This is a genomic window from Salmonella sp. NW884, assembly GCF_051700745.1.
Taxonomy (GTDB): domain Bacteria; phylum Pseudomonadota; class Gammaproteobacteria; order Enterobacterales; family Enterobacteriaceae; genus Salmonella; species Salmonella enterica.
Window position 1 is genome coordinate 16,082 of record NZ_JAMMDE010000014.1, and the last position, 24,347, is coordinate 40,428.

General features: G+C 51.6%; 21 protein-coding genes. 20 read left to right on the top strand and 1 reads right to left on the bottom strand.

Translation table 11 applies throughout. The annotated features are described in order from the left end of the window. The first annotated feature begins 3 nt into the window (after positions 1 to 3). The 18 genes from mnmG (at position 4) to stgD (ending at position 20,173) form a co-directional block, all read left to right on the top strand. A complete protein-coding gene (mnmG, locus tag NA197_RS21230; RefSeq protein WP_023234301.1) occupies positions 4 to 1,893 on the top strand; it encodes a tRNA uridine-5-carboxymethylaminomethyl(34) synthesis enzyme MnmG in 1,890 nt (629 codons plus the stop codon). Between the two features lie 102 nt (positions 1,894 to 1,995). Further along, a complete protein-coding gene (gene rsmG / locus NA197_RS21235; RefSeq protein WP_001528235.1) occupies positions 1,996 to 2,619 on the top strand; it encodes a 16S rRNA (guanine(527)-N(7))-methyltransferase RsmG in 624 nt (207 codons plus the stop codon). Positions 2,620 to 3,234: 615 nt separating this feature from the next. Beyond that, entirely contained in the window at positions 3,235 to 3,615 is a 381-nt protein-coding gene (gene atpI / locus NA197_RS21240) for a F0F1 ATP synthase subunit I (protein ID WP_000116685.1), read from the top strand. An 8-nt stretch (positions 3,616 to 3,623) separates the two neighbouring features. Further along, on the top strand, positions 3,624 to 4,439 hold the full coding sequence (gene atpB, locus NA197_RS21245) for a F0F1 ATP synthase subunit A (protein ID WP_000135632.1): 816 nt from the start codon (positions 3,624 to 3,626) through the stop codon (positions 4,437 to 4,439). A 46-nt stretch (positions 4,440 to 4,485) separates the two neighbouring features. Beyond that, a complete protein-coding gene (gene atpE / locus NA197_RS21250; RefSeq protein ID WP_000429386.1) occupies positions 4,486 to 4,725 on the top strand; it encodes a F0F1 ATP synthase subunit C in 240 nt (79 codons plus the stop codon). A gap of 59 nt (positions 4,726 to 4,784) precedes the next feature. Then, positions 4,785 to 5,255 carry a F0F1 ATP synthase subunit B gene (atpF, locus tag NA197_RS21255; RefSeq protein WP_001052212.1) on the top strand — a complete coding sequence of 157 codons (471 nt, stop codon included), beginning with the start codon at positions 4,785 to 4,787 and terminating at the stop codon, positions 5,253 to 5,255. A gap of 14 nt (positions 5,256 to 5,269) precedes the next feature. Continuing rightward, positions 5,270 to 5,803, top strand: a complete 534-nt coding sequence (gene atpH, locus NA197_RS21260; protein ID WP_001288957.1) for a F0F1 ATP synthase subunit delta — start codon at positions 5,270 to 5,272, stop codon at positions 5,801 to 5,803. Positions 5,804 to 5,815: 12 nt separating this feature from the next. Beyond that, positions 5,816 to 7,357: a F0F1 ATP synthase subunit alpha gene (gene atpA, locus NA197_RS21265; protein WP_001176751.1), complete on the top strand. Its 1,542-nt coding sequence runs from the start codon at positions 5,816 to 5,818 to the stop codon at positions 7,355 to 7,357. 50 nt (positions 7,358 to 7,407) lie between these two features. Beyond that, positions 7,408 to 8,271 (top strand): F0F1 ATP synthase subunit gamma, encoded by an 864-nt coding sequence (gene atpG, locus NA197_RS21270; protein WP_000896506.1) that lies wholly within the window; start codon positions 7,408 to 7,410, stop codon positions 8,269 to 8,271. Positions 8,272 to 8,297: 26 nt separating this feature from the next. Further along, positions 8,298 to 9,680 (top strand): F0F1 ATP synthase subunit beta, encoded by a 1,383-nt coding sequence (gene atpD, locus NA197_RS21275; RefSeq protein ID WP_000190499.1) that lies wholly within the window; start codon positions 8,298 to 8,300, stop codon positions 9,678 to 9,680. A 20-nt stretch (positions 9,681 to 9,700) separates the two neighbouring features. Then, on the top strand, positions 9,701 to 10,120 hold the full coding sequence (locus NA197_RS21280; protein ID WP_001251971.1) for a F0F1 ATP synthase subunit epsilon: 420 nt from the start codon (positions 9,701 to 9,703) through the stop codon (positions 10,118 to 10,120). Between the two features lie 229 nt (positions 10,121 to 10,349). Then, entirely contained in the window at positions 10,350 to 11,048 is a 699-nt protein-coding gene (locus tag NA197_RS21285) for a Bax inhibitor-1/YccA family protein (RefSeq protein ID WP_000009904.1), read from the top strand. Positions 11,049 to 11,367: 319 nt separating this feature from the next. Next, the gene (glmU, locus tag NA197_RS21290) at positions 11,368 to 12,738 is read left to right on the top strand and encodes a bifunctional UDP-N-acetylglucosamine diphosphorylase/glucosamine-1-phosphate N-acetyltransferase GlmU (protein ID WP_058116066.1); all 1,371 of its coding nucleotides are present in this window, start codon (positions 11,368 to 11,370) and stop codon (positions 12,736 to 12,738) included. 188 nt (positions 12,739 to 12,926) lie between these two features. Further along, the gene (glmS, locus tag NA197_RS21295) at positions 12,927 to 14,756 is read left to right on the top strand and encodes a glutamine--fructose-6-phosphate transaminase (isomerizing) (RefSeq protein ID WP_000334058.1); all 1,830 of its coding nucleotides are present in this window, start codon (positions 12,927 to 12,929) and stop codon (positions 14,754 to 14,756) included. A 410-nt stretch (positions 14,757 to 15,166) separates the two neighbouring features. After that, positions 15,167 to 15,742 (top strand): Stg fimbria major subunit StgA, encoded by a 576-nt coding sequence (gene stgA, locus NA197_RS21300; protein ID WP_064043235.1) that lies wholly within the window; start codon positions 15,167 to 15,169, stop codon positions 15,740 to 15,742. 109 nt (positions 15,743 to 15,851) lie between these two features. Then, the gene (locus NA197_RS21305; RefSeq protein ID WP_239698483.1) at positions 15,852 to 16,538 is read left to right on the top strand and encodes a fimbrial chaperone; all 687 of its coding nucleotides are present in this window, start codon (positions 15,852 to 15,854) and stop codon (positions 16,536 to 16,538) included. 21 nt (positions 16,539 to 16,559) lie between these two features. Further along, positions 16,560 to 19,094 (top strand): fimbria/pilus outer membrane usher protein, encoded by a 2,535-nt coding sequence (locus NA197_RS21310; RefSeq protein WP_064043233.1) that lies wholly within the window; start codon positions 16,560 to 16,562, stop codon positions 19,092 to 19,094. 47 nt (positions 19,095 to 19,141) lie between these two features. Next, positions 19,142 to 20,173, top strand: coding sequence for a fimbrial protein StgD (gene stgD, locus NA197_RS21315; protein ID WP_243765094.1), 1,032 nt, complete (start codon positions 19,142 to 19,144; stop codon positions 20,171 to 20,173). 30 nt (positions 20,174 to 20,203) lie between these two features. Here stgD and NA197_RS21320 read toward each other — a convergent pair whose 3' ends face one another. Beyond that, entirely contained in the window at positions 20,204 to 21,961 is a 1,758-nt protein-coding gene (locus NA197_RS21320; RefSeq protein ID WP_064043231.1) for an SgrR family transcriptional regulator, read from the bottom strand. A gap of 94 nt (positions 21,962 to 22,055) precedes the next feature. Between NA197_RS21320 and NA197_RS21325 the strand changes: the two genes are divergently transcribed. Further along, entirely contained in the window at positions 22,056 to 22,874 is an 819-nt protein-coding gene (locus NA197_RS21325; protein WP_000166716.1) for a shikimate 5-dehydrogenase, read from the top strand. A gap of 48 nt (positions 22,875 to 22,922) precedes the next feature. After that, positions 22,923 to 24,296, top strand: coding sequence for a fructose-specific PTS transporter subunit EIIC (locus tag NA197_RS21330; protein ID WP_072103814.1), 1,374 nt, complete (start codon positions 22,923 to 22,925; stop codon positions 24,294 to 24,296). Positions 24,297 to 24,347 lie beyond the last annotated feature (51 nt).

The following is a 24,347-nucleotide window of genomic DNA, read 5'->3' on the forward strand; positions in this document are numbered from 1 at the left end:
ACCATGTTTTATCAGGATCCTTTTGACGTCATTATTATTGGCGGGGGTCATGCAGGCACTGAGGCCGCGATGGCCGCAGCGCGTATGGGTCAACAGACTCTGCTTTTGACACACAATATTGACACGTTGGGGCAGATGAGCTGCAACCCGGCGATCGGCGGTATTGGAAAGGGACATCTGGTAAAAGAGGTGGATGCGCTCGGTGGTCTGATGGCGAAAGCGATCGATCAGGCAGGTATTCAGTTTAGGATACTAAACGCCAGCAAAGGTCCGGCCGTTCGCGCTACCCGGGCTCAGGCGGATCGAGTCTTATATCGCCAGGCGGTGCGTACCGCGCTGGAGAATCAGCCGAATCTGATGATCTTCCAGCAAGCTGTTGAAGATCTGATTGTCGAAAACGATCGCGTTGTCGGCGCCGTGACCCAAATGGGGCTCAAATTCCGCGCGAAAGCGGTGGTACTGACCGTCGGGACCTTCCTGGACGGCAAAATTCATATTGGTCTGGATAACTACAGCGGCGGTCGTGCTGGCGATCCGCCATCTATCCCGCTGTCTCGCCGTCTGCGTGAGCTCCCGCTACGCGTCAGTCGCCTGAAAACCGGCACACCGCCGCGTATTGATGCGCGTACTATCGATTTCAGCGTGTTGGCTCAACAGCATGGCGATAACCCGATGCCGGTTTTCTCGTTTATGGGGAATACTTCTCAGCATCCGCAACAGGTGCCGTGTTACATCACGCATACCAATGAGAAAACCCATGACGTGATTCGTAATAACCTCGATCGTAGCCCAATGTACGCTGGCGTGATCGAAGGGATCGGCCCACGCTACTGTCCTTCGATCGAAGACAAGGTGATGCGTTTTGCCGATCGTAACCAGCATCAGATCTTCCTTGAGCCGGAAGGACTGACCTCTAACGAGATTTACCCTAACGGTATCTCCACCAGCCTGCCGTTTGACGTGCAGATGCAGATTGTCCGTTCCATGCAGGGCATGGAGAACGCGAAGATCGTTCGTCCTGGTTACGCGATTGAGTACGATTTCTTCGACCCTCGCGATCTGAAACCGACTCTGGAAAGTAAATTTATTCACGGCCTGTTCTTTGCTGGTCAAATCAACGGTACTACCGGCTATGAAGAGGCTGCGGCGCAGGGCTTGCTCGCTGGTCTGAATGCCGCGCGTCTTTCCGCCGACAAAGAGGGCTGGGCGCCTGCGCGTTCTCAGGCTTATCTCGGCGTGCTGGTGGACGATCTCTGTACGCTGGGCACCAAAGAGCCGTATCGCATGTTTACCTCCCGCGCCGAATATCGCCTGATGCTGCGTGAGGACAACGCCGATCTGCGTCTGACCGAAATGGGCCGCGAGCTGGGTCTGGTGGATGATGAACGCTGGGCGCGATTCAACGAGAAGCTGGAAAATATCGAACGCGAACGTCAGCGGCTGAAATCGACATGGGTAACGCCGTCTGCGGAATCCGCCGATGAAGTGAATGCGCATTTGACCACGCCTCTCTCCCGTGAGGCCAGCGGCGAAGATCTGTTGCGTCGTCCGGAAATGACCTACGCGCAGCTCACTTCGCTTGCCGCATTCGCGCCTGCGCTTGAAGATGAGCAAGCCGCTGAGCAGGTGGAAATCCAGGTCAAATACGAAGGGTATATCGCTCGCCAGCAGGATGAGATTGAAAAACAACTACGTAACGAGAATACGTTGCTGCCTGCCACGCTGGATTATCGTCAGGTTTCCGGTCTGTCGAACGAAGTTATCGCCAAGCTGAACGATCACAAACCGGCGTCTATCGGCCAGGCATCGCGTATCTCCGGCGTTACGCCAGCGGCAATCTCCATTCTGCTGGTATGGCTGAAAAAACAAGGTATGCTGCGTCGTAGCGCTTGATAACACTAATTTGGCGGGGGCGCTTCGCTTGCCCGCCCTACAAATTTGTAGGCCCGATAAGCGAAAGCGCATCGGGCATTTGATTATTAACAGGTAATGACCGTGCTCAACAAACTCTCTCGTCTGCTGGCTGATGCCGGTATTTCTCTTACCGATCACCAGAAAACGCTGCTGGTCGCCTACGTTGATATGCTGCACAAATGGAACAAAGCATACAACCTGACGTCAGTGCGGGATCCCAACGAAATGTTGGTACGCCATATTCTCGACAGCATAGTCGTTGCGCCGTATCTTCAGGGACAGCGTTTTATCGACGTAGGAACAGGACCGGGGCTGCCGGGCATCCCGCTGGCTATTGTTCTCCCTGACGCGCATTTCACCTTACTCGACAGCCTGGGCAAGCGGGTACGTTTTCTGCGTCAGGTCCAGCACGAACTGAAACTGGAAAACATCACGCCGGTTCAAAGCCGCGTTGAAGCCTATCCCTCCGAACCGCCGTTTGATGGCGTTATCAGCCGCGCTTTCGCATCGTTGAATGATATGGTGAGCTGGTGTCACCATCTGCCGGGAGAGAAAGGGCGTTTTTATGCCTTAAAAGGGCAATTGCCAGGGGATGAAATTGCCTCACTACCTGACGATTTTAGCGTCGAATCTGTTGAAAAATTACGCGTTCCGCAACTGGAAGGCGAGCGGCATCTGGTGATTATTAAGTCAAACAAAGTTTAATTTTTATCAAAAAAAATAGAAAAAAAACGACGCGGCTTGTGTTAAAAATCGACAGGTATAACGCATTTCAGCGTTGTTACATTTAACTCTGGATTTACGGTTTCGTTTCAACATGACAACGTCGCTTCTTTTGTTAAAACAGAGAGTAATCAACTTTGTAAATATCAGTCTGCTAAAAATCGAATCGAAAAATCACTTTTGCTTGTTAAATTTTTATTATAAATGTCAATGGGGCGTTTTTAAGGTGTAAGCTGGTATTTTTAAAACAGTACCTGGTTTTACGCTTAAATATCAAAAAGATGAAAAGGCATGAATTGACACGTAAATGAATTGCGTAAGCATGAATATGTTTAATGTGTGATCTGGTGCACGCTTTATCGCCAGTGTTTTCGCGCTATTTGCAGTTTTGTACGATCGTTCACACTTTGGCTAAAAGTTAAAAATGCGGGCCAGAGAAAAATATTTAAACATTTATTCACCTTTTGGCTACTTATTGTTTGAAATCACGGGGGCGCACCGTATAATTTGACCGCTTTTTGATGCTTGACTCTAAGTCTTAAAGAACGTTTTATACGACACGCGGCATACCTCGAAGTGAGCAGGAGTAAAAACGTGATGTCTGTGTCGCTCGTGAGTCGAAACGTTGCTCGTAAGCTTCTGTTCATTCAGTTTCTGGCGGTAATAGCAAGTGGATTGCTGTTTTGCCTCAAAGACCCCTTCTGGGGCATCTCCGCAGTATGTGGGGGATTGGCAGTGGCACTGCCTAATATGTTGTTTATGATATTTGCCTGGCGTCACCAGGCGCATACACCTGCTAAGGGCCGCGTGTCCTGGACTTTCGCCTTCGGTGAAGCCTTCAAGGTGTTAGCGATGCTGGTTTTACTGGTGGTGGCGTTGGCGGTTTTAAAGGCGGTGTTTTTGCCGCTGATCGTTACGTGGGTTTTGGTGCTGGTGGTTCAGATACTGGCGCCGGCTGTAATTAACAACAAAGGGTAAAAGGCATCATGGCTTCAGAAAATATGACGCCGCAGGAATACATAGGACACCATCTGAATAACCTTCAGCTGGACCTGCGTACTTTCTCGCTGGTGGATCCGCAGAACCCCCCAGCCACCTTCTGGACGCTCAATATTGACTCCATGTTCTTCTCGGTGGTGCTGGGTCTGTTGTTTCTGGTGATGTTCCGTAGCGTTGCTAAAAAAGCGACCAGCGGCGTGCCAGGCAAGTTTCAGACCGCGATTGAGCTGATAGTCGGCTTTGTGCATGGCAGCGTCAAAGACATGTACCATGGCAAAAGCAAGCTGATTGCGCCGCTGGCCCTGACGATTTTCGTCTGGGTATTCCTTATGAACCTGATGGACTTACTGCCTATCGACCTGCTGCCGTATATCGCTGAGCATTGGCTGGGTCTGCCGGCAACGCGCGTGGTGCCGTCTGCTGACGTCAACATCACCCTGTCGATGGCGCTGGGCGTATTCATCCTTATTCTGTTCTACAGCATCAAAATGAAAGGCATCGGCGGCTTCGCAAAAGAGTTGACGCTGCAGCCGTTCAATCACTGGGCGTTCATTCCTGTCAACTTAATCCTTGAAGGGGTAAGTCTGCTGTCCAAACCGGTTTCTCTCGGTCTGCGACTGTTCGGCAACATGTATGCCGGTGAGCTGATTTTCATTCTGATTGCTGGTCTGTTGCCGTGGTGGTCACAGTGGATTCTGAATGTGCCGTGGGCCATTTTCCACATCCTGATTATTACGCTGCAAGCCTTCATTTTCATGGTTCTGACGATTGTCTATCTGTCGATGGCGTCCGAAGAGCATTAATTTACCAACACTACTACGTTTTAACTGAAACAAACTGGAGACTGTCATGGAAAACCTGAATATGGATCTGCTGTACATGGCTGCCGCTGTGATGATGGGTCTGGCGGCAATCGGTGCTGCGATCGGTATCGGCATCCTCGGGGGTAAATTCCTGGAAGGCGCGGCGCGTCAACCTGATCTGATTCCTCTGCTGCGTACTCAGTTCTTTATCGTTATGGGTCTGGTGGATGCTATCCCGATGATCGCTGTAGGTCTGGGTCTGTACGTGATGTTCGCTGTCGCGTAGTAAGCGTTGCTTGAATTAAGAGCAATATCAGAAGGTTAACTAGATAGAGGCATTGTGCTGTGAATCTTAACGCAACAATCCTCGGCCAGGCCATCGCGTTTATTCTCTTTGTCTGGTTTTGCATGAAGTACGTATGGCCGCCGTTAATGGCAGCCATCGAGAAACGTCAGAAAGAAATTGCTGACGGTCTCGCTTCTGCTGAACGAGCACATAAGGATCTTGACCTTGCAAAGGCCAGCGCGACCGACCAGCTGAAAAAAGCGAAAGCGGAAGCTCAGGTAATCATTGAGCAGGCAAACAAACGCCGCGCTCAGATCCTGGACGAAGCCAAAACTGAAGCAGAGCAGGAACGTACTAAAATCGTGGCGCAGGCGCAGGCGGAAATTGAAGCCGAGCGTAAACGCGCCCGTGAAGAGCTGCGTAAGCAAGTTGCTATCCTGGCTGTTGCTGGCGCCGAGAAGATCATCGAACGTTCCGTGGATGAAGCTGCTAACAGCGACATCGTGGATAAACTTGTCGCTGAACTGTAAGGAGGGAGGGGCTGATGTCTGAATTTGTTACGGTAGCTCGCCCCTACGCCAAAGCAGCTTTTGACTTTGCCGTTGAACACCAAAGTGTAGAGCGCTGGCAGGATATGCTGGCGTTTGCCGCCGAGGTAACCAAGAACGAACAAATGGCAGAGCTTCTCTCTGGCGCGCTGGCGCCGGAAACGCTCGCTGAGTCGTTTATCGCAGTCTGCGGTGAGCAGTTAGACGAAAACGGTCAGAACCTGATTCGGGTGATGGCTGAAAATAATCGTCTGAACGCGCTCCCGGATGTTCTGGAGCAGTTTATTCATCTGCGTGCCGCCAGTGAAGCTACCTCCGAGGTAGAAGTTACGTCGGCAACCGCATTGAGTGAAGAGCAGCTTTCGAAAATCAGCGCCGCGATGGAAAAACGTCTGTCACGCAAAGTGAAGCTGAATTGCAAAATCGATAAGTCTGTAATGGCAGGCGTTATCATCCGGGCGGGTGATATGGTCATTGATGGCAGCGTACGCGGCCGTCTTGAGCGCCTTGCAGACGTCTTGCAGTCTTAAGGGGACTGGAGCATGCAACTGAATTCCACCGAAATCAGCGAACTGATCAAGCAGCGCATTGCTCAGTTCAATGTGGTGAGCGAAGCTCACAACGAAGGTACTATTGTTTCTGTCAGTGACGGTGTTATCCGCATTCACGGCCTGGCCGATTGTATGCAGGGTGAAATGATCTCCCTGCCGGGTAACCGTTACGCTATCGCATTGAACCTGGAGCGCGACTCCGTGGGTGCGGTAGTCATGGGTCCATACGCTGACCTTGCCGAAGGCATGAAGGTTAAATGTACGGGTCGTATCCTGGAAGTTCCGGTTGGCCGCGGCCTGCTGGGACGTGTGGTAAACACCCTGGGTGCGCCAATCGACGGTAAAGGTCCGGTTGATAATGACGGCTTCTCTGCCGTTGAAGCGATTGCGCCGGGCGTTATCGATCGTCAGTCTGTCGATCAGCCGGTGCAGACCGGCTATAAAGCCGTTGACTCCATGATCCCAATCGGTCGTGGTCAGCGTGAACTGATCATCGGTGACCGTCAGACCGGTAAAACCGCGCTGGCTATCGACGCCATCATCAACCAGCGCGACTCCGGCATCAAATGTATCTATGTCGCTATCGGCCAGAAAGCGTCCACCATCTCTAACGTGGTGCGTAAACTGGAAGAACATGGCGCGCTGGCTAACACCATTGTAGTGGTGGCAACCGCGTCCGAATCCGCTGCGCTGCAATATCTGGCGCCGTATGCCGGTTGCGCAATGGGCGAATACTTCCGTGACCGCGGCGAAGATGCGCTGATCATTTACGATGACCTGTCTAAACAGGCTGTTGCTTACCGTCAGATCTCCCTGCTGCTCCGTCGTCCGCCAGGACGTGAAGCATTCCCGGGCGACGTATTCTACCTCCACTCTCGTCTGCTGGAGCGTGCTGCGCGTGTTAACGCCGACTACGTCGAAGCTTTCACCAAAGGTGAAGTGAAAGGGAAAACCGGTTCACTGACCGCGCTGCCGATTATCGAAACGCAGGCAGGTGACGTTTCCGCGTTCGTTCCGACCAACGTAATTTCCATTACCGATGGTCAGATCTTCCTGGAATCTAACCTGTTTAACGCCGGTATTCGTCCTGCGGTTAACCCGGGTATCTCGGTATCCCGTGTAGGTGGTGCAGCCCAGACCAAGATCATGAAAAAACTGTCCGGTGGTATTCGTACCGCGCTGGCGCAGTATCGTGAACTGGCGGCGTTCTCTCAGTTTGCATCCGACCTTGACGATGCCACCCGTAAACAGCTTGACCACGGTCAGAAAGTGACCGAACTGCTGAAACAGAAACAGTATGCGCCGATGTCCGTCGCGCAGCAGTCTCTGGTTCTGTTCGCAGCAGAACGTGGTTATCTGGCGGATGTCGAACTGGCGAAAATCGGTAGCTTCGAAGCCGCACTGCTGGCTTACGTCGACCGTGATCACGCTCCACTGATGCAAGAGATCAACCAGTCCGGTGGCTATAACGACGAAATCGAAGGCAAGCTGAAAGGCATCCTCGATTCCTTCAAAGCAACCCAGTCCTGGTAACGTCTGGCGGCTTGCCTTAGGGCAGGCCGTAAGGCATTGAGGAGAAGCTCATGGCCGGCGCAAAAGAGATACGTAGTAAGATCGCAAGCGTCCAGAACACGCAAAAGATCACTAAAGCGATGGAGATGGTCGCCGCTTCCAAAATGCGTAAATCGCAGGATCGCATGGCGGCCAGCCGTCCTTATGCAGAGACCATGCGCAAAGTGATTGGTCACCTTGCGAACGGTAATCTGGAATATAAGCACCCCTACCTGGAAGAGCGCGACGTTAAACGCGTGGGCTACCTGGTAGTGTCGACCGACCGTGGTTTGTGCGGTGGCTTGAACATTAACCTGTTCAAAAAGCTGCTGGCGGATATGAAGGCATGGTCCGATAAAGGCGTTCAGTGCGAACTCGCAATGATCGGCTCTAAGGGCGTGTCATTCTTTAATTCCGTAGGCGGCAACGTTGTCGCTCAGGTGACAGGTATGGGGGATAACCCTTCTCTGTCCGAACTGATCGGTCCGGTTAAAGTGATGTTGCAGGCCTACGACGAAGGCCGTCTGGACAAGCTTTACATTGTCAGCAACAAATTTATTAACACCATGTCTCAGGTGCCGACGATCACTCAACTGCTGCCGCTGCCGGCGTCAGAAGATGATGATCTGAAGCGTAAAGCCTGGGATTACCTGTATGAACCAGACCCGAAAGCGCTGCTGGATACTCTCCTGCGTCGTTATGTGGAGTCTCAGGTTTATCAGGGCGTGGTAGAAAACCTGGCCAGCGAGCAGGCCGCACGAATGGTGGCGATGAAAGCCGCAACCGATAATGGCGGCAGCCTGATTAAAGAGCTGCAGTTGGTATACAACAAAGCTCGTCAGGCCAGCATTACTCAGGAACTCACCGAGATCGTCTCGGGGGCCGCCGCGGTTTAACCAGGTTATTTCGTAGAGGATTTAAGATGGCTACTGGAAAGATTGTCCAGGTAATCGGCGCCGTGGTCGACGTCGAGTTCCCTCAGGATGCCGTACCACGCGTGTACGATGCCCTTGAGGTGCAGAATGGTAATGAGAAGCTGGTGCTAGAAGTTCAGCAGCAGCTTGGCGGCGGTATTGTGCGTACCATCGCGATGGGGTCTTCTGACGGTCTGCGTCGCGGTCTGGATGTAAAAGATCTCGAACACCCGATCGAAGTCCCGGTAGGTAAAGCTACGCTGGGTCGTATCATGAACGTCCTGGGCGAACCGGTCGACATGAAAGGCGAGATCGGCGAAGAAGAGCGTTGGGCGATTCACCGCGCAGCGCCTTCCTACGAAGAGTTGTCAAACTCTCAGGAACTGCTGGAAACCGGTATCAAAGTTATCGACCTGATGTGTCCGTTCGCGAAGGGCGGTAAAGTCGGTCTGTTCGGTGGTGCGGGTGTAGGTAAAACCGTAAACATGATGGAGCTTATCCGTAACATCGCGATCGAGCACTCCGGTTACTCTGTGTTTGCGGGCGTAGGTGAACGTACTCGTGAGGGTAACGACTTCTACCATGAAATGACCGACTCCAACGTTATCGATAAAGTATCCCTGGTGTATGGCCAGATGAACGAGCCGCCGGGAAACCGTCTGCGCGTTGCATTGACCGGTCTGACCATGGCGGAGAAATTCCGTGACGAAGGTCGTGACGTACTGCTGTTCGTCGATAACATCTATCGTTACACCCTGGCCGGTACGGAAGTATCCGCACTGCTGGGTCGTATGCCTTCCGCGGTAGGTTACCAGCCGACTCTGGCGGAAGAGATGGGCGTTCTGCAGGAACGTATCACCTCCACCAAGACCGGTTCTATCACTTCCGTACAGGCGGTATACGTACCGGCGGATGACTTGACTGACCCGTCTCCAGCCACCACCTTTGCGCACTTAGATGCAACCGTGGTACTGAGCCGTCAGATCGCATCCCTGGGTATCTACCCGGCCGTTGACCCGCTGGACTCCACCAGCCGTCAGCTGGATCCGCTGGTTGTTGGTCAGGAACACTACGACACCGCGCGTGGCGTTCAGTCCATCCTGCAGCGTTATCAGGAACTGAAAGACATCATCGCCATCCTCGGTATGGATGAACTGTCTGAAGAAGATAAACTGGTGGTAGCACGCGCGCGTAAAATTCAGCGTTTCCTGTCCCAGCCGTTCTTCGTGGCGGAAGTATTTACCGGTTCTCCGGGCAAATACGTTTCCCTGAAAGACACCATCCGTGGCTTTAAAGGCATCATGGAAGGCGAATACGATCACCTGCCGGAGCAGGCGTTCTACATGGTCGGTTCCATCGACGAAGCCGTGGAAAAAGCCAAAAAACTTTAACGCCTTAATCGGAGGGTGATATGGCAATGACTTACCACCTGGATGTCGTCAGCGCGGAGCAACAAATGTTCTCCGGTCTGGTCGAGAAAATCCAGGTTACGGGTAGCGAAGGCGAACTGGGGATTTACCCGGGGCACGCGCCGCTGCTCACCGCCATTAAGCCTGGTATGATTCGCATCGTTAAGCAGCACGGTCACGAAGAGTTTATCTATCTGTCCGGCGGCATTCTGGAAGTGCAGCCTGGCAGCGTGACCGTTCTGGCGGATACCGCGATTCGCGGTCAGGATCTCGACGAAGCGCGAGCCCTGGAAGCGAAGCGTAAAGCCGAAGAGCACATTAAGAGCTCGCACGGTGACGTGGATTACGCTCAGGCGTCTGCGGAACTGGCCAAAGCGATCGCTAAACTGCGCGTTATCGAGTTGACCAAAAAAGCGATGTAACACCGGCTTGAAAGCATAAAACCAGTCTGATTGCGGACTGGTTTTTTTTTATCCTCTCAATTTTTATTCGATAAACTAGCAACGACAAAAACAAGCGGCTGAAGGCGACGCGTTTTCAGCGACAGCGCTGTTTTCATTAAATCCTTCTTTCTGTCATTGGCATCTGCACATTGTGCGAAGAAGGGAGGAATGGATGCGTTTTTATTGCATAAAATGAGGGATTATTACTATGTCATTTCAGCCATCCTTTGCGGGTCCACAACCCGACTCAAGGATTGATCGTACTACCTTTATTCGTCGTGCTTATCTTCATCTCGCCGTCGCCATCGTCGGTTTTATCGTATTGAGCGCGGCGTGGAGTTTTATAGGGGTCGGGGAGTATGCGCTTGATGTGCTGCTGGCTGGTGGAAGATATAGCTGGTTGGTTGTTCTCGGCGCTTTTATGCTGGTGGGAATGCTGGCGACCCGTCTGGCGGATAATGCGGGGAATAATCAAACGCAACTTATCGGGCTGGGGATTTATGTGTTGGCAGAATCCCTGATTTTTGCCCCCCTGTTAACGGTGGCGGCGTATATTAACCCGTCGAGCATTGGCGCGGCGGCAATAACGACTCTGTTGCTGGTCGGCGGCCTGACGTTTACCGCTTTTTCTATAAAAAAAGACTTTTCTTTTCTGCGCTCGTTTCTGACTATGGCTGGGTTCATTGCTTTTGGCGCGATTATTGCCAGCGTCATCTGCGGCTTCTCGCTGGGCGTCTGGTTTTCTGCGCTAATGGTACTACTGTGCGCCGGGTTTATACTTTACGATACTTCTAACATTATTCACCATTACCCTACCGATCGCCCTGCTGGCGCGGCATTACATCTGTTCGCTTCTATCGCGACCATGTTCTGGTATATTTTGCGGATTTTTATGTCGCGTAATTAAGTAAAAAATACGCGCAACGGAAAACCAGCGGCCTCTGTCGCTGGTTTTTGCTTTTCTGACTCCCCTGCGCTTTATTACGTTATCTTCTTTATTTATGGAGTAAAAAAACAGCAAAAACATCGGACTACGTTGCCAATACGCGGGTGTTTTTACTTTTCAGGAGACAAGAGGCGCGGTAATGAACGAAAATGATTCATTAGCAGGCGGGGATGTTATCCCGGTGAGCGTTTTATCCTTCTTCCATTTTACGATGAAAAAAATGTAGTATTTTCAACGTGAAACAGTATAAATTCGTTCTCAAATTACAGTCAGGACGCGTATGTTAAATAGTGCTATGAGCGTAGTGATCCTTGCCGCAGGTAAAGGCACGCGCATGTATTCCGATATTCCTAAAGTGCTGCACACGCTGGCGGGTAAACCCATGGTGCAGCATGTCATTGATGCAGCTACTAAATTAGGGGCCGCACAGGTTCATCTGGTCTATGGCCACGGTGGCGAGTTGTTAAAACAGACCCTGAAAGATGACAAGCTGAACTGGGTGCTTCAGGCGGAACAGTTGGGAACAGGTCACGCAATGCAGCAGGCCGCGCCCTTTTTTAGCGACGATGAAGATATTTTAATGCTTTACGGCGACGTGCCGCTGATTTCGGTTGAAACCTTACAGCACCTGCGCGATGCCAAACCGCAGGGTGGTATTGGGTTATTAACCGTGAAGCTGGACGATCCGAGCGGCTATGGCCGTATTACGCGTGAAAACGGTAAAGTGACCGGCATCGTTGAACATAAAGACGCCACTGATGAACAGCGTCAGATTCAGGAAATTAACACCGGTATTCTGATCGCCAACGGCGCGGACATGAAACGTTGGTTGTCTAAGCTGACTAACAATAATGCGCAGGGTGAATATTACATCACTGATATCATTGCGCTGGCTTATCAGGAAGGACGAGAAATCGCCGCGGTGCATCCGGCTCGCATCAGCGAAACGGACGGCGTGAATAACCGTCTACAGCTTTCTCGTCTGGAGCGTATTTACCAGGCCGAACAGGCGGAGAAACTGCTGTTATCCGGCGTTATGTTGCGCGATCCGGCACGTTTTGATCTCCGCGGCACCCTTCATTGTGGAATGGATGTCGAAATTGACGCTAACGTTATCATCGAAGGTTATGTAACGCTCGGTCACCGCGTGAAGATCGGCGCGGGCTGCATTATTAAAAACAGCGTTATTGGCGATGACTGCGAAATTAGCCCATACAGCGTGGTGGAAGATGCGCATCTGGAAGCGGCCTGCACCATCGGCCCGTTTGCTCGCCTGCGTCCCGGCGCTGAGCTGTTAGCGGGCGCTCACGTCGGCAATTTTGTTGAAATGAAAAAAGCGCGTCTCGGTAAAGGCTCGAAGGCCGGTCATCTGACCTACCTGGGCGATGCGGAAATTGGCGACAACGTGAATATCGGCGCGGGGACCATCACCTGTAACTATGATGGCGCGAACAAATTCAAAACGGTTATTGGCGACGATGTGTTTGTCGGCTCCGATACTCAACTGGTGGCGCCGGTTACTGTTGGTAAAGGGGCCACCATCGCCGCAGGGACTACTGTCACCCGTAATGTAGCCGACAATGAACTGGTATTAAGCCGCGTGCCGCAGGTGCATAAGCAAGGCTGGCAGCGTCCGGTGAAGAAAAAGTGATTTTGTAGGCCGGATAAGCGTCAGCGCCATCCGGCAGACCGGAGATAAGAGGATAAAATAATCCTCCGCTCCATGAGCAGTACTTATAAAAATAACCCCATTCTCTACAAGGCTCGGGGCGCCCGCAACGACGGGCATACAGGTCAGCGACAACGCATGGCGTAATGCCATAATCAGGAAATAAAACTATGTGTGGAATTGTTGGCGCTATCGCGCAGCGTGATGTAGCTGAAATCCTTCTCGAAGGTTTACGTCGTCTGGAATACCGCGGATATGACTCTGCCGGTCTGGCCGTGGTTGATGCAGAAGGTCATATGACCCGCCTGCGTCGCCTCGGTAAAGTCCAGATGCTGGCTCAGGCAGCGGAAGAACATCCTCTGCATGGCGGTACCGGTATTGCTCACACTCGTTGGGCGACGCACGGTGAACCTTCAGAAGCTAACGCGCATCCGCATGTTTCTGAACACATTGTGGTGGTGCATAACGGCATCATCGAAAACCATGAACCGCTGCGTGAAGCGTTAAAAGCGCGTGGCTATACCTTCGTTTCTGAAACCGACACCGAAGTGATTGCACACCTGGTAAACTGGGAACTGAAACAGGGAGGTACTCTGCGTGAGGCTGTTCTGCGTGCTATCCCGCAACTGCGTGGCGCATATGGTACGGTAATCATGGATACCCGTCACCCGGATACCCTACTGGCTGCACGTTCTGGTAGCCCGCTGGTGATTGGCCTGGGTATGGGCGAAAACTTTATCGCTTCTGACCAGCTGGCGCTGTTGCCAGTGACTCGTCGCTTTATCTTCCTTGAAGAGGGCGATATCGCTGAAATCACTCGCCGTTCGGTAAATATCTTCGATAACACCGGCGCGGAAGTAAAACGTCAGGATATCGAATCCAATCTGCAATATGACGCGGGCGATAAAGGTATTTACCGCCACTACATGCAGAAAGAGATCTACGAACAGCCGAACGCGATCAAAAACACCCTTACCGGGCGCATCAGCCACGGTCAGGTGGATTTAAGCGAGCTGGGACCGAACGCCGACGAACTGCTGTCGAAGGTTGAGCATATTCAGATCCTCGCCTGCGGTACGTCTTACAACTCCGGTATGGTTTCCCGTTACTGGTTTGAATCGCTGGCAGGTATTCCGTGCGACGTTGAAATCGCCTCTGAATTCCGCTATCGCAAATCTGCCGTGCGCCGTAACAGCCTGATGATTACCCTGTCACAGTCTGGCGAAACCGCAGATACCCTGGCTGGCCTGCGTCTGTCGAAAGAGCTGGGATATTTGGGCTCTCTGGCCATTTGTAACGTGCCGGGCTCTTCGCTGGTGCGTGAATCCGATCTGGCGCTGATGACCAACGCGGGTACGGAAATTGGCGTAGCATCTACCAAAGCCTTCACCACCCAGTTAACCGTGCTGTTGATGCTGGTGGCGAAACTGGCGCGTCTGAAAGGTCTGGATGCGTCCATTGAGCATGATATCGTGCATGGCCTACAGGCGCTGCCGAGCCGTATTGAGCAGATGCTGTCGCAGGACAAACGTATCGAAGCCCTGGCGGAAGATTTCTCTGACAAACACCATGCGCTGTTCCTGGGGCGTGGCGATCAATATCCGATTGCGCTCGAAGGCGCGCTGAAGCTGAAAGAGATCTCTTACATTCACGCGGAAGCCTATGCTGCAGGCGAGCTGAAACACGGGCCGTTGGCGCTGATTGACGCCGACATGCCGGTGATTGTGGTGGCGCCGAACAACGAACTGCTGGAGAAACTGAAATCCAACATCGAAGAAGTTCGCGCACGTGGCGGTCAGTTGTACGTCTTCGCCGATCAGGATGCGGGTTTCGTCAGCAACGACAACATGCACATCATTGAGATGCCGCATGTGGAAGAGGTCATTGCGCCTATCTTCTACACCGTTCCGCTGCAACTGCTGGCGTATCACGTGGCGCTGATTAAAGGCACCGACGTTGACCAGCCGCGTAACCTGGCGAAATCGGTGACGGTAGAGTAAGTCAAATGTTGTACCAAAAAAAAGGCTGTCGATAGACGGCCTTTTTTTATGAGTTTTTTGAACAAAAATAAAAAATATTTACGGGAGATGAGAATAACGGAATAGTGGTTGATAAATAAACAATTGTTTGATTGTTAAACTAAAAAATAAATTTTTTCCTAAAAATATGTATGTTAAATGTCTCTGACTTTAGTGTTTGTATATAATTATTTATATTCTTTGGTTTAGTAAAAATAAAATTTTAAAAAGATAATATTGCCTGTTATTTCACTCAAACAATTCCATTGTGTAAATTTGACTGCTTGATATTTATTTTCTCGGGAGTAGTATTCGCTTCCGTTGTAGACACATTGTGTTTTATTTATTTTTAAATGAAACATCGGGATATATAATATATCAATGGAGTTATAATGAAACTGAATTTAATTGCCAGCGCTCTGGTTCTGTCTTCTACTATGCTGACAGGTAATGCAATGGCATCTGATGGCACCGTTCACTTCCTTGGCGAAGTGGTTGACAGCACCTGCCAGGTCACGCCACAAACCGCTGATCAAAACGTTAATTTAGGCAAAGTTAACAAAACGGCATTTGCTGGCGTGGGAAGTACCGCTGCGCCTACCGAGTTCCATATCGACCTGACCGGGTGCCCGGCTACGTATACTAAGGCTGCCGTTCGTTTTGATGGTACCGAAGCTTCCAACAGCGATGGCGACCTGGCTATCGGCAACCCTGCTAATGGCGATGCCCCGGGTGATTACACCGGTGACGGCGCTGCCATTACAGCATCTGGCGTAGCGATCCGTATTTACAACCGCGCGGATAACTCACAAGTTAAACTGTACAACGATTCTGCGTATAGCACGATTGATACCACAGCGGGTACGGCTTCTATGGAGTTTATCGCGCGTTATATCGCCACTGACGCAACCGTCACTGCGGGTACTGCTAACGCAGATTCTCAGTTCACTGTCGAATACCAAAAATAAGATTCGCTCTTCTTAAACGTCTTTTATTAATTTATTGACGCCTGCCATTGTGAACAACTGTAGTTGTATAAATGCCCGGCGTCTTTTTTATCCAGGGATGAGTTTGTCTATGTTTGCTCGTGGAATAAAAATAGTTATTCTGGCACTCCTGTGCCTTAATCTTCCCTCTGCTTTTTCAGGTATTGTGGTCGGTGGAACTCGCGTCATTTTTCATGGCAACGATCCTGACTCTACTATTTCTATTTACAATAAAGAAGTTGATTTGCCTTATCTAATACAAGTATGGATTGATCCTTTCAGTAAGGATGATAAGAGCAAACCACCTTTTACCGTCATTCCGCCTGTTTCTCGTCTTGAGCCGAGTCAGGAAAAAGTGCTGCGCATTATTAAAACAGCGGGTGAGTTGCCAAAGGATCGTGAATCTGTTTTTTGGTTTAACGTGAAAAACATTCCGCCATCCAGTAAAAATAAAGATAGCAGTACGCTTGAGATCGCAATTAAAACGCGTATCAAGTTATTCTGGCGCCCGGCCTCTATTACGCTTATCCCGGAAAAGGCGGTAGCTAAAGTCAAATGGTATCGGCAGGGAAATAAACTGGTTGTAGAAAATAATAGTCCTATTCATATGAATATCATGGATGTCTCTGTAGACGGTAAAGATGTTCCATTGAATATGATAAAGCCTTTTGAAAAATTAACGCTGGATTTACCTGCTGGTGTTACGGGGCACGCTTTAGCCTGGCGTTTTATTAATGATTACGGCGCGATTAGTAGCCCTGTTAAGCAAGCGCTTTAGTTTTGCGATAAGGATATCTTGATGATTCACCCCCGTCTTTGCCTCGTCTTGATTTCAGGTGCTTATCTGAGTATCGCTTTCCCGACAATGGCCAGGGAAACGCTGTTTAACCCTGGTTTGCTGGAAATCGATCACCCCGTGGACGTGGATATTCATCAGTTTAACCGTTCCAACGCGTTGCCGCCGGGCGATTATAAGGTCGATATCGTCATTAACGGGAAACTGTTTGAACGACGGGATGTGACCTTTGTGCAGGATCAACCGGATGCCGAATTGCATCCCTGCTTTGTCGCGGTTAAGGAGGTATTGTCGTCGTATGGTGTTAAGGTTGATGCGGTGAAAGGCTTGCAGGATGTCGATAATACAGCCTGCGTGAATCCCGTTCCGTTAATTGATGGTTCTATCTGGTCATTAGATGCAAATAAGCTGGCGTTAAATATATCTGTTCCACAGATCTATCTGAACACGGCGGCCTATGACTATATCAGCCCGTCACGCTGGGATGAGGGCATCAATGCGATGATGGTCAATTATGATTTTTCCGGATCGCACACGGTAAAGTCTAATTACGACAATGGAAACGATGACTCTTATTATCTGAACCTGCGTAACGGAATTAACCTGGGGGCGTGGCGGTTGCGTAATTACAGTACGCTAAGCGCCACCGGCAGCGACACGGAATATCACTCCATCAGTAGCTATATCCAGCGCGATATCGCCGCGCTGCGTAGCCAGATTATGGTCGGCGACACCTGGACGGCGAGTGATGTCTTTGATAGCGCCCAGATCCGCGGCGTCAGACTCTATACCGACGATGACATGCTACCGTCGAGCCAGAACGGGTTTGCGCCAGTGGTTCGCGGGGTGGCGAAAAGTAACGCCACCGTTATCATCCGGCAGAATAAATATGTCATTTATCAGTCAGCCGTGCCGCAGGGCGCTTTCGAGATCACCGATCTGAACACCACCAGCGGCGGTGGCGATCTTGATGTCACCATTAAAGAAGAAGACGGCAGCGAGCAGCACTTTACCCAGCCGTACGCGTCGCTGGCGATACTGAAGCGTGAAGGCCAGACCGATTTTGATATTAGCGTCGGTGAAATGCGCGATGAAAGCGGATTTACCCCTAACGTTGTTCAGGCGCAGGTGCTGCATGGCCTGCCATGGGGATTAACGCTCTATGGCGGCACGCAGGTTGCGGACGATTATGCTTCCGCCGCGCTTGGTATGGGTAAAGATATGGGGTCGATCGGGGCCGTATCGTTTGATGTGACCCACGCCCGTTCACACTTTGACGATGGTGATAATGAAAGCGGTCAGTCTTACCGTTTTCTCTATTCCAAACGCTTTGAGGATACCGACACCAGTTTCCGTCTGGTGGGGTACCGTTATTCCACGGAAGGCTATTACACCCTCGGCGAGTGGGCATCGCGGCAGGACAACAACTCTGATTTCTGGGAGACGGGCAACCGCCGTAGCCGCGTGGAAGGAACCTGGACGCAATCATTTGGCCCCGGTTTTGGCAATATTTATCTGACATTAAGCCGTCAGCAATACTGGCAAACGGATGAAGTCGAGCGCCTGGTGCAGTTTGGCTATAGCAATAGCTGGCGGCGAATTTCGTGGAACGCGTCGTGGAACTATACCGACTCTGCGAATCGTTCTTCCGGTAGCAATAATAAAAACGACAACGATGACAGCGATCACGAACAGATATTCATGCTGACGGTTTCCATCCCGCTTTCAGGGGCGATGGAGAGCAGCTACGTTAACTACTCGATGACGCAAAATAATCATAACGACAGCACTATGCAGGCTGGCGTTGGCGGCACGTTGCTGGAAGGTCACAATCTTTCCTATAACGTGCAGGAATCCTGGACCAGTACGCCGGAGGATACCTATGGTGGTAACGCCAGCATGGGGTATGACGGTACTTATGGTTCAGTAAACGGCGGTTATGCCTGGAGCCGTGATTCACAGACGCTGAACTATGGTGCGCGCGGCGGCATCCTGGTTCACAGCGGCGGTGTGACCTTCTCGCAGGAGTTGGGGGAAACCGTCGCGCTGGTAGAAGCGCCGGGCGCTGATGGTCTTACCGTAGAAAACACGACCGGGGTTGCTACAGACTGGCGAGGCTATACGGTGAAAACGCAGCTTAACCCGTACGATGAAAACCGCGTGGCGATTGACAGCAACTATTTTGCTAAAGCCAATATTGAGCTGGATAACACGGTAGTCAATCTGGTGCCAACGCGCGGCGCCGTGGTGAAGGCGGCATTTGTGACGCATGTCGGTTATCGCGTGTTGTTTAATGTGATGCAGGCGAATGGCAAACCTGCGCCGTTTGGCGCGATGGCGTCGGCGGAGCTGGATTCCGGAACGGTAACCGGGATTGTCGGCGATAACGGCGAACTCTATTTATCGGGGATGCCGGAAAACGGTCGTTTCACTCTGGGTTGGGGCGGTGATGAATCAACAACATGTGCCGTTAATTATACGTTAGGTCATAAACCAGAGAATGCTGAACTGGTGCAGCAAGCCGTCACTTGCCAATAAGGAATTTAATTATGCGCTTATGGACAATAATATTATTTTCATGCTTTATGGTTCTTATTTCGCCTGTTTGCCGGGCTGGCGATGGCATTTGTCATGCGGTTAAAGGGACTTATATTTATAACCTTAATCTCAATGACGCCCGGATTCCCGCAGAAAAAAATAAAGCCGGAACAGAGGTTAGGGATCTGGAGACATTAACATCGTCAGAATCATATAAAGTTGGCTGTAGCTGTCTGACCCATTTTTCATCGACGTTTCGTGAAGTCTATTATACCGCTCGTTCGCCGCTGAGTATTGATACCACCAGAAATGGTTACACCTACTATACGCTTAACGATAACCTGAGTATTGCAACGTCGATTACTGTTCTTGGACGAGGCTTTATTGCGGTTCCCTTTGAGGCTGAACCTAATGTAGTAAAAGATGGGATGAATTGTTATACCGATACCGTTGAGGGCAATCTCGCAACGTTATATACCGGGTCGGAGGTCAAGGTCTCTTTCCTTATCAATAAACCGTTTGTCGGTCAGGTTGCCATTCCTGGCACGATTGTGGCTAATTTATACGGGGGGCTTGATGCCAGCTCCTCGACTGCCAGTACCGACAAATTGGCGGAAGTCAGAATTGTTGGCGATATCGTGGCGCCGCAGAGCTGTGAAATTGATTCCGGCCAGGTGATAGAGGTGAATTTCGGTAAGATCCCGGTTGCGGATTTCTCGACAACGCAAGGCACCGCTGCTGCGGGTCATAAAGTGACTAAAGCGGTACAGGTGAAATGTACCGGAATGTTGGATGAGAATATCGTCTATTCGACATTTAATGCTGACCCCGTTGATTCCAGCGCAAATATGATGAAAGTTCTGGGTAATGATGATGTCGGAATTATGATTTATGACAAATGGGATCAGATGGTTAAGGTGACAGGCGGAAAAATGGATATGGATATGGGCGTCAATAATGGCGGCGCCGAGACTAACTCATTGACTTTTTCTGCCGCGCCTGCCAGCGCGACGGGAGCACGGCCTCAACCTGGTACATTTGAAGCTTACGCCACGATCACGCTGGAAATAACGAACTAATCTAATTACAAAATAAGTCATATCAATGAACTACGGCCCTGGCTCAATCCAGGTGGATCGGAAATCAAACCACCCCAGGTTATTCAGGTGGATCCCCCTGGCCCGGTCTGGGCTTTTGAGTCGCATCCAGTGGTGAAAAAGCGGTTGTAGCCAGCCTGAACGGGTGGTTTCCCTGACCAGTTGTTCCGCGCTGATGGTTTCGGCATGCCACTGGGTTTCCCATTGGGCCAGCAGCGCATCATCCCCACCACTGATGGCGTGGCGCAGTAAAGGGGAGCCCAGTAGCCATGTACCGACGTTCCACTCTTCGGGAATGGGGAAATTGACCGTCCCCAGCCAGAGATCCACATTGGTTTTGCCATTCGCCCAGTCATCATAATTCAGCTCAACGCCCTCAAGTAAAATGCCCTGCTGGCGCATGATCTCTTGCATGATATCCAGGAGCATTGGAAATTCAGGGTGCTGATCGTGATAGGCCAGACGCAGTTTTGCGTAGGGCGACGACGAGATAAAAGGTGAACAGGCCGGGCCCGCCTCAATAGTATGAAACCAGGAGGACAGCAGGCTGCCGCCCGGTACCCAGAAGGGGCGAATTGCCTCACTCAGATGCTGGAGTATGGCGTAAGGGCTGAGTGTTTCCCGTAGCCAGCGGCGATGTTCGGCGGTATGCCAGTGCGGGGAGCGGCTGTCGCATAATAAAAAATATCCTCCACGCTCAAGAAACATCTCGCGCAGGTTGTCAGAAGGTTTGCCTGATACCTGGCTAAGCCGTCCGGAAACGTAATCCTCATCGCTCAGGCTGGAGCTGAGCCAGGCTGCCGTGTCGTTATCCGACAGCGATTCCGCCAGGTTGTCTGTCTCCGTTAAATTCGGCCAGATAAAGACCTCCACTTCATCCAGCAGCCCGCGCAGACCGAAATAGTGGTCAAAGGCCTTCATTTGCAGATGAAAGCCATTGTTTTCCACCACCTCATAAGGGCCAGTCCCCACAGGATGTGCCGGGAAATCAGCGCGTTGTGTATGGTCAGGCGGTAGGATCATGGCATCAATATGGCTGAGCAGCAGCGGCAGTCGGTTATCCGGGTGCGCCAGCGTAATTTCAAGGCTCAGCGGCCCGGTGGCCTGAATGGTCTGCAAGTGCGAGAACAACGGCAGCTTAGCGCTGCGGGTCAGTGAAGCGATAACCGCGTCGATCGTCAGCTCCTGACCATCATGCCAGAGGACGGCGGGGCGCAGATAAAAACGCCAGCGCAGTGGATCAATCTGCCGCCAGTGGTGGGCAAGATCGGCTTCGACTTCACCTTTTTCCTCATTTATGCGCGTCAGGCCGCTAAAAATCTGCCTGACCAGATGCTGCTCAGAGCGACGCAACGGTATGCCGGGGCACAGCGACGGCATTGTCCGGTAATAGGGGATGCACAGCCGCTGATAGTCTGCCCGCACGCTATAGCCCAGCTTTGAACGCAACAGTTGCGCCACCTGGTGCTTATTTTTACCCAGCAGTTGAATGGCCTGATCAACATGACCAGACTCCAGTAACTGCTCCGCCTTTTCGCTTAACAGCTGTTCTGGTTTATAGCGCAGGTGAAGCCGGGCGCGATGCCCACGTCCGGCCTGTGATTGCCAGATGAGCCACTTTGCCTCCTGCATCTGAAGCAACAGATTACGCATATGCCGCCGGGTGCAGAACAACACATCCGCGAGCTCCTGTAGCGTCACGCTAACGGGCTTGTCGCCATAGTGCTGGAGTAGCTTTAAGTATTTTTGTTCAGTGTGCCGGGTTGTCATAAAAGGTGAAATTTCCCGAACGGGAATGAGCAATTTTTAATATCCCCTTTTTAGCCGATGATTTTCTTTATCGCAACTTCTATGAGGATTCATCATGACAAAGCGCATTAATAAAGATACTCAGGTCTGCATGTCCCTGGCGGCACGCCCAAGTAACTTCGGTACACGCTTTCACAACTATCTGTACGAAGCGCTGGATCTCAATTATCTCTACAAAGCTTTCTCGCCGACCGATCTTACGCAGGCCATTAGCGGCGTGCGCGGTCTGGGGATCCGTGGGTGCGCGATCTCTATGCCATTTAAGGAAGCCTGCATTCCGCTGGTGGATGAACTGGATGCTTCCGCTCAGGCCATTCACTCAGTTAATACCATTGTGAATACCAATGGCCATCTGAAGGCGTACAACACCGATTACATTGCAATAGCTCGCTTGCTGGCGAGTTACAAGGTCTCTCCCGACCTGGTGTTTGCTTTGCGTGGCAGCGGTGGTATGGCAAAGGCGGTGGCCTGCGCGCTGAAGGATGCGGGGTTTACCCGTGGTTATATTGTCGCGATTGATGAAGCGTCAGGTAAACAACTGGCCGAACTCTATGGCTATGAATGGCGCCCGGATACCGACGGTATTGAAGCCGATTTGTTAATTAACGCCACGCCTATCGGAATGGCTGGCGGTAATGATGCCGACAAACTTTCTTATTCCGAACAGGAAGTGGATAAGGCGAGCGTTATCTTTGATGTGGTGGCGCTACCGCCCGTCACGCCGCTAATCCGCTACGCCCGTGAACGCGGTAAAACCGTGATTACCGGTTCCGAAGTGTTTGCTATTCAGGCCGTGGAGCAATTTGTCCTTTATACCGGGATTCGCCCGGATGACGCGCTGTTCCAGAAAGCAGCGGCTTGGTCACGCCTGTAACATTTTTTCCCGCTTTTTCTTTAAATTAAAAGAACAGGGTACCCTACTATGACTAAAAAAATTGTTGCTGTGACGGCCTGTCCGACGGGCGTCGCCCATACCTTTATGGCGGCAGAAGCGCTGGAAATTGAAGCCCGCAAGCGTGGTGACTGGATCAAGGTTGAAACCCGCGGTTCCGTCGGGGCGAAGAACACGCTGACCGCGGAAGAGATAGCGCAAGCGGATGTGGTGATTATCGCGGCGGATATTGAGCTGGATCTGTCAGGCTTTGTTGGCAAAAGACTCTATCGCACCAGTACCGGCGCGGCGCTAAAAAAGAGTGCGCAGGAAATGGATAATGCTTTCAATAGCGCCGAGGTCTATCAGGGGAATGCCGGGCGCTCTTCTTCAGCTGGTAAAACAGAGCTACCCGGCGTTTATAAGCATTTAATGACCGGCGTATCCCATATGCTTCCTTTGGTGGTGGCGGGAGGATTGTGTATCGCGCTCTCTTTTGTCTTCGGTATCCAGGCCTTCAACGAGCCGGGCACGCTGGCGGCTGCGCTATTTCAAATTGGTGGTAAGGCGGCCTTTGCGCTGATGGTGCCGGTACTGGCTGGGTTTATTGCCTTCTCAATTGCCGATCGTCCGGGTCTGGCCCCGGGGCTTATTGGCGGGATGTTGGCCAGCCTGTGCGGTGCTGGTTTCCTGGGAGGGATTGTGGCCGGTTTTCTGGCTGGTTACAGCGTACGGTTTCTGGCGCAAAATATTAAGCTGCCGGCGTCAATGGAAGCACTTAAGCCTGTGCTGGTTCTGCCGCTACTGTCTACGCTGATTACCGGCCTTATCATGATTTACGTGGTGGGTGGCCCCGTTTCTGCGGTGATGGAAGGGCTGACGACGTTCCTGGGGAATATGACCTCTACGAATGCTATCTTGCTGGGAATGTTGCTGGGCGCAATGCAAGGTTTTGACCTTGGCGGGCCGGTGAATAAAGCTGCGTATACCTTCGGCGTCGGTTTGCTGGCTTCTCATTCGTATATGCCGATGGCGGCCATTATGGCGGCAGGGATGGTACCGGCATTAGGAATGGGCGTCGCAACCTGGGCGGCCAGAGCGAAATTCAATGCCGCTGAGCATGAAGCGGGTAATGCATCTTTTATCCTGGGGCTGTGCTTTATCTCTGAAGGGGCGATTCCCTTCGCCGCGCGTGACCCGATGCGCGTCATCCCTTCCACGATGGTCGGTGGCGCAATCGCCGGGGGACTATCGATGTATTTCGGTTGTACACTGATGGCGCCACACGGCGGCCTCTTTGTCCTGGCGATCCCACATGCGGTAGAACATGTGATGCAGTACCTGCTCTCAATTGCCCTGGGCACGATTGTCTGCGGCCTGATGTACGCGCTGTTGAAACCGTCTGCGGTTGCGCAAACAGTTTAATTCATCTCCCCCTGCAGGCTGGTCTGGTGTCTCCCCGGGCCAGCTTTTTTA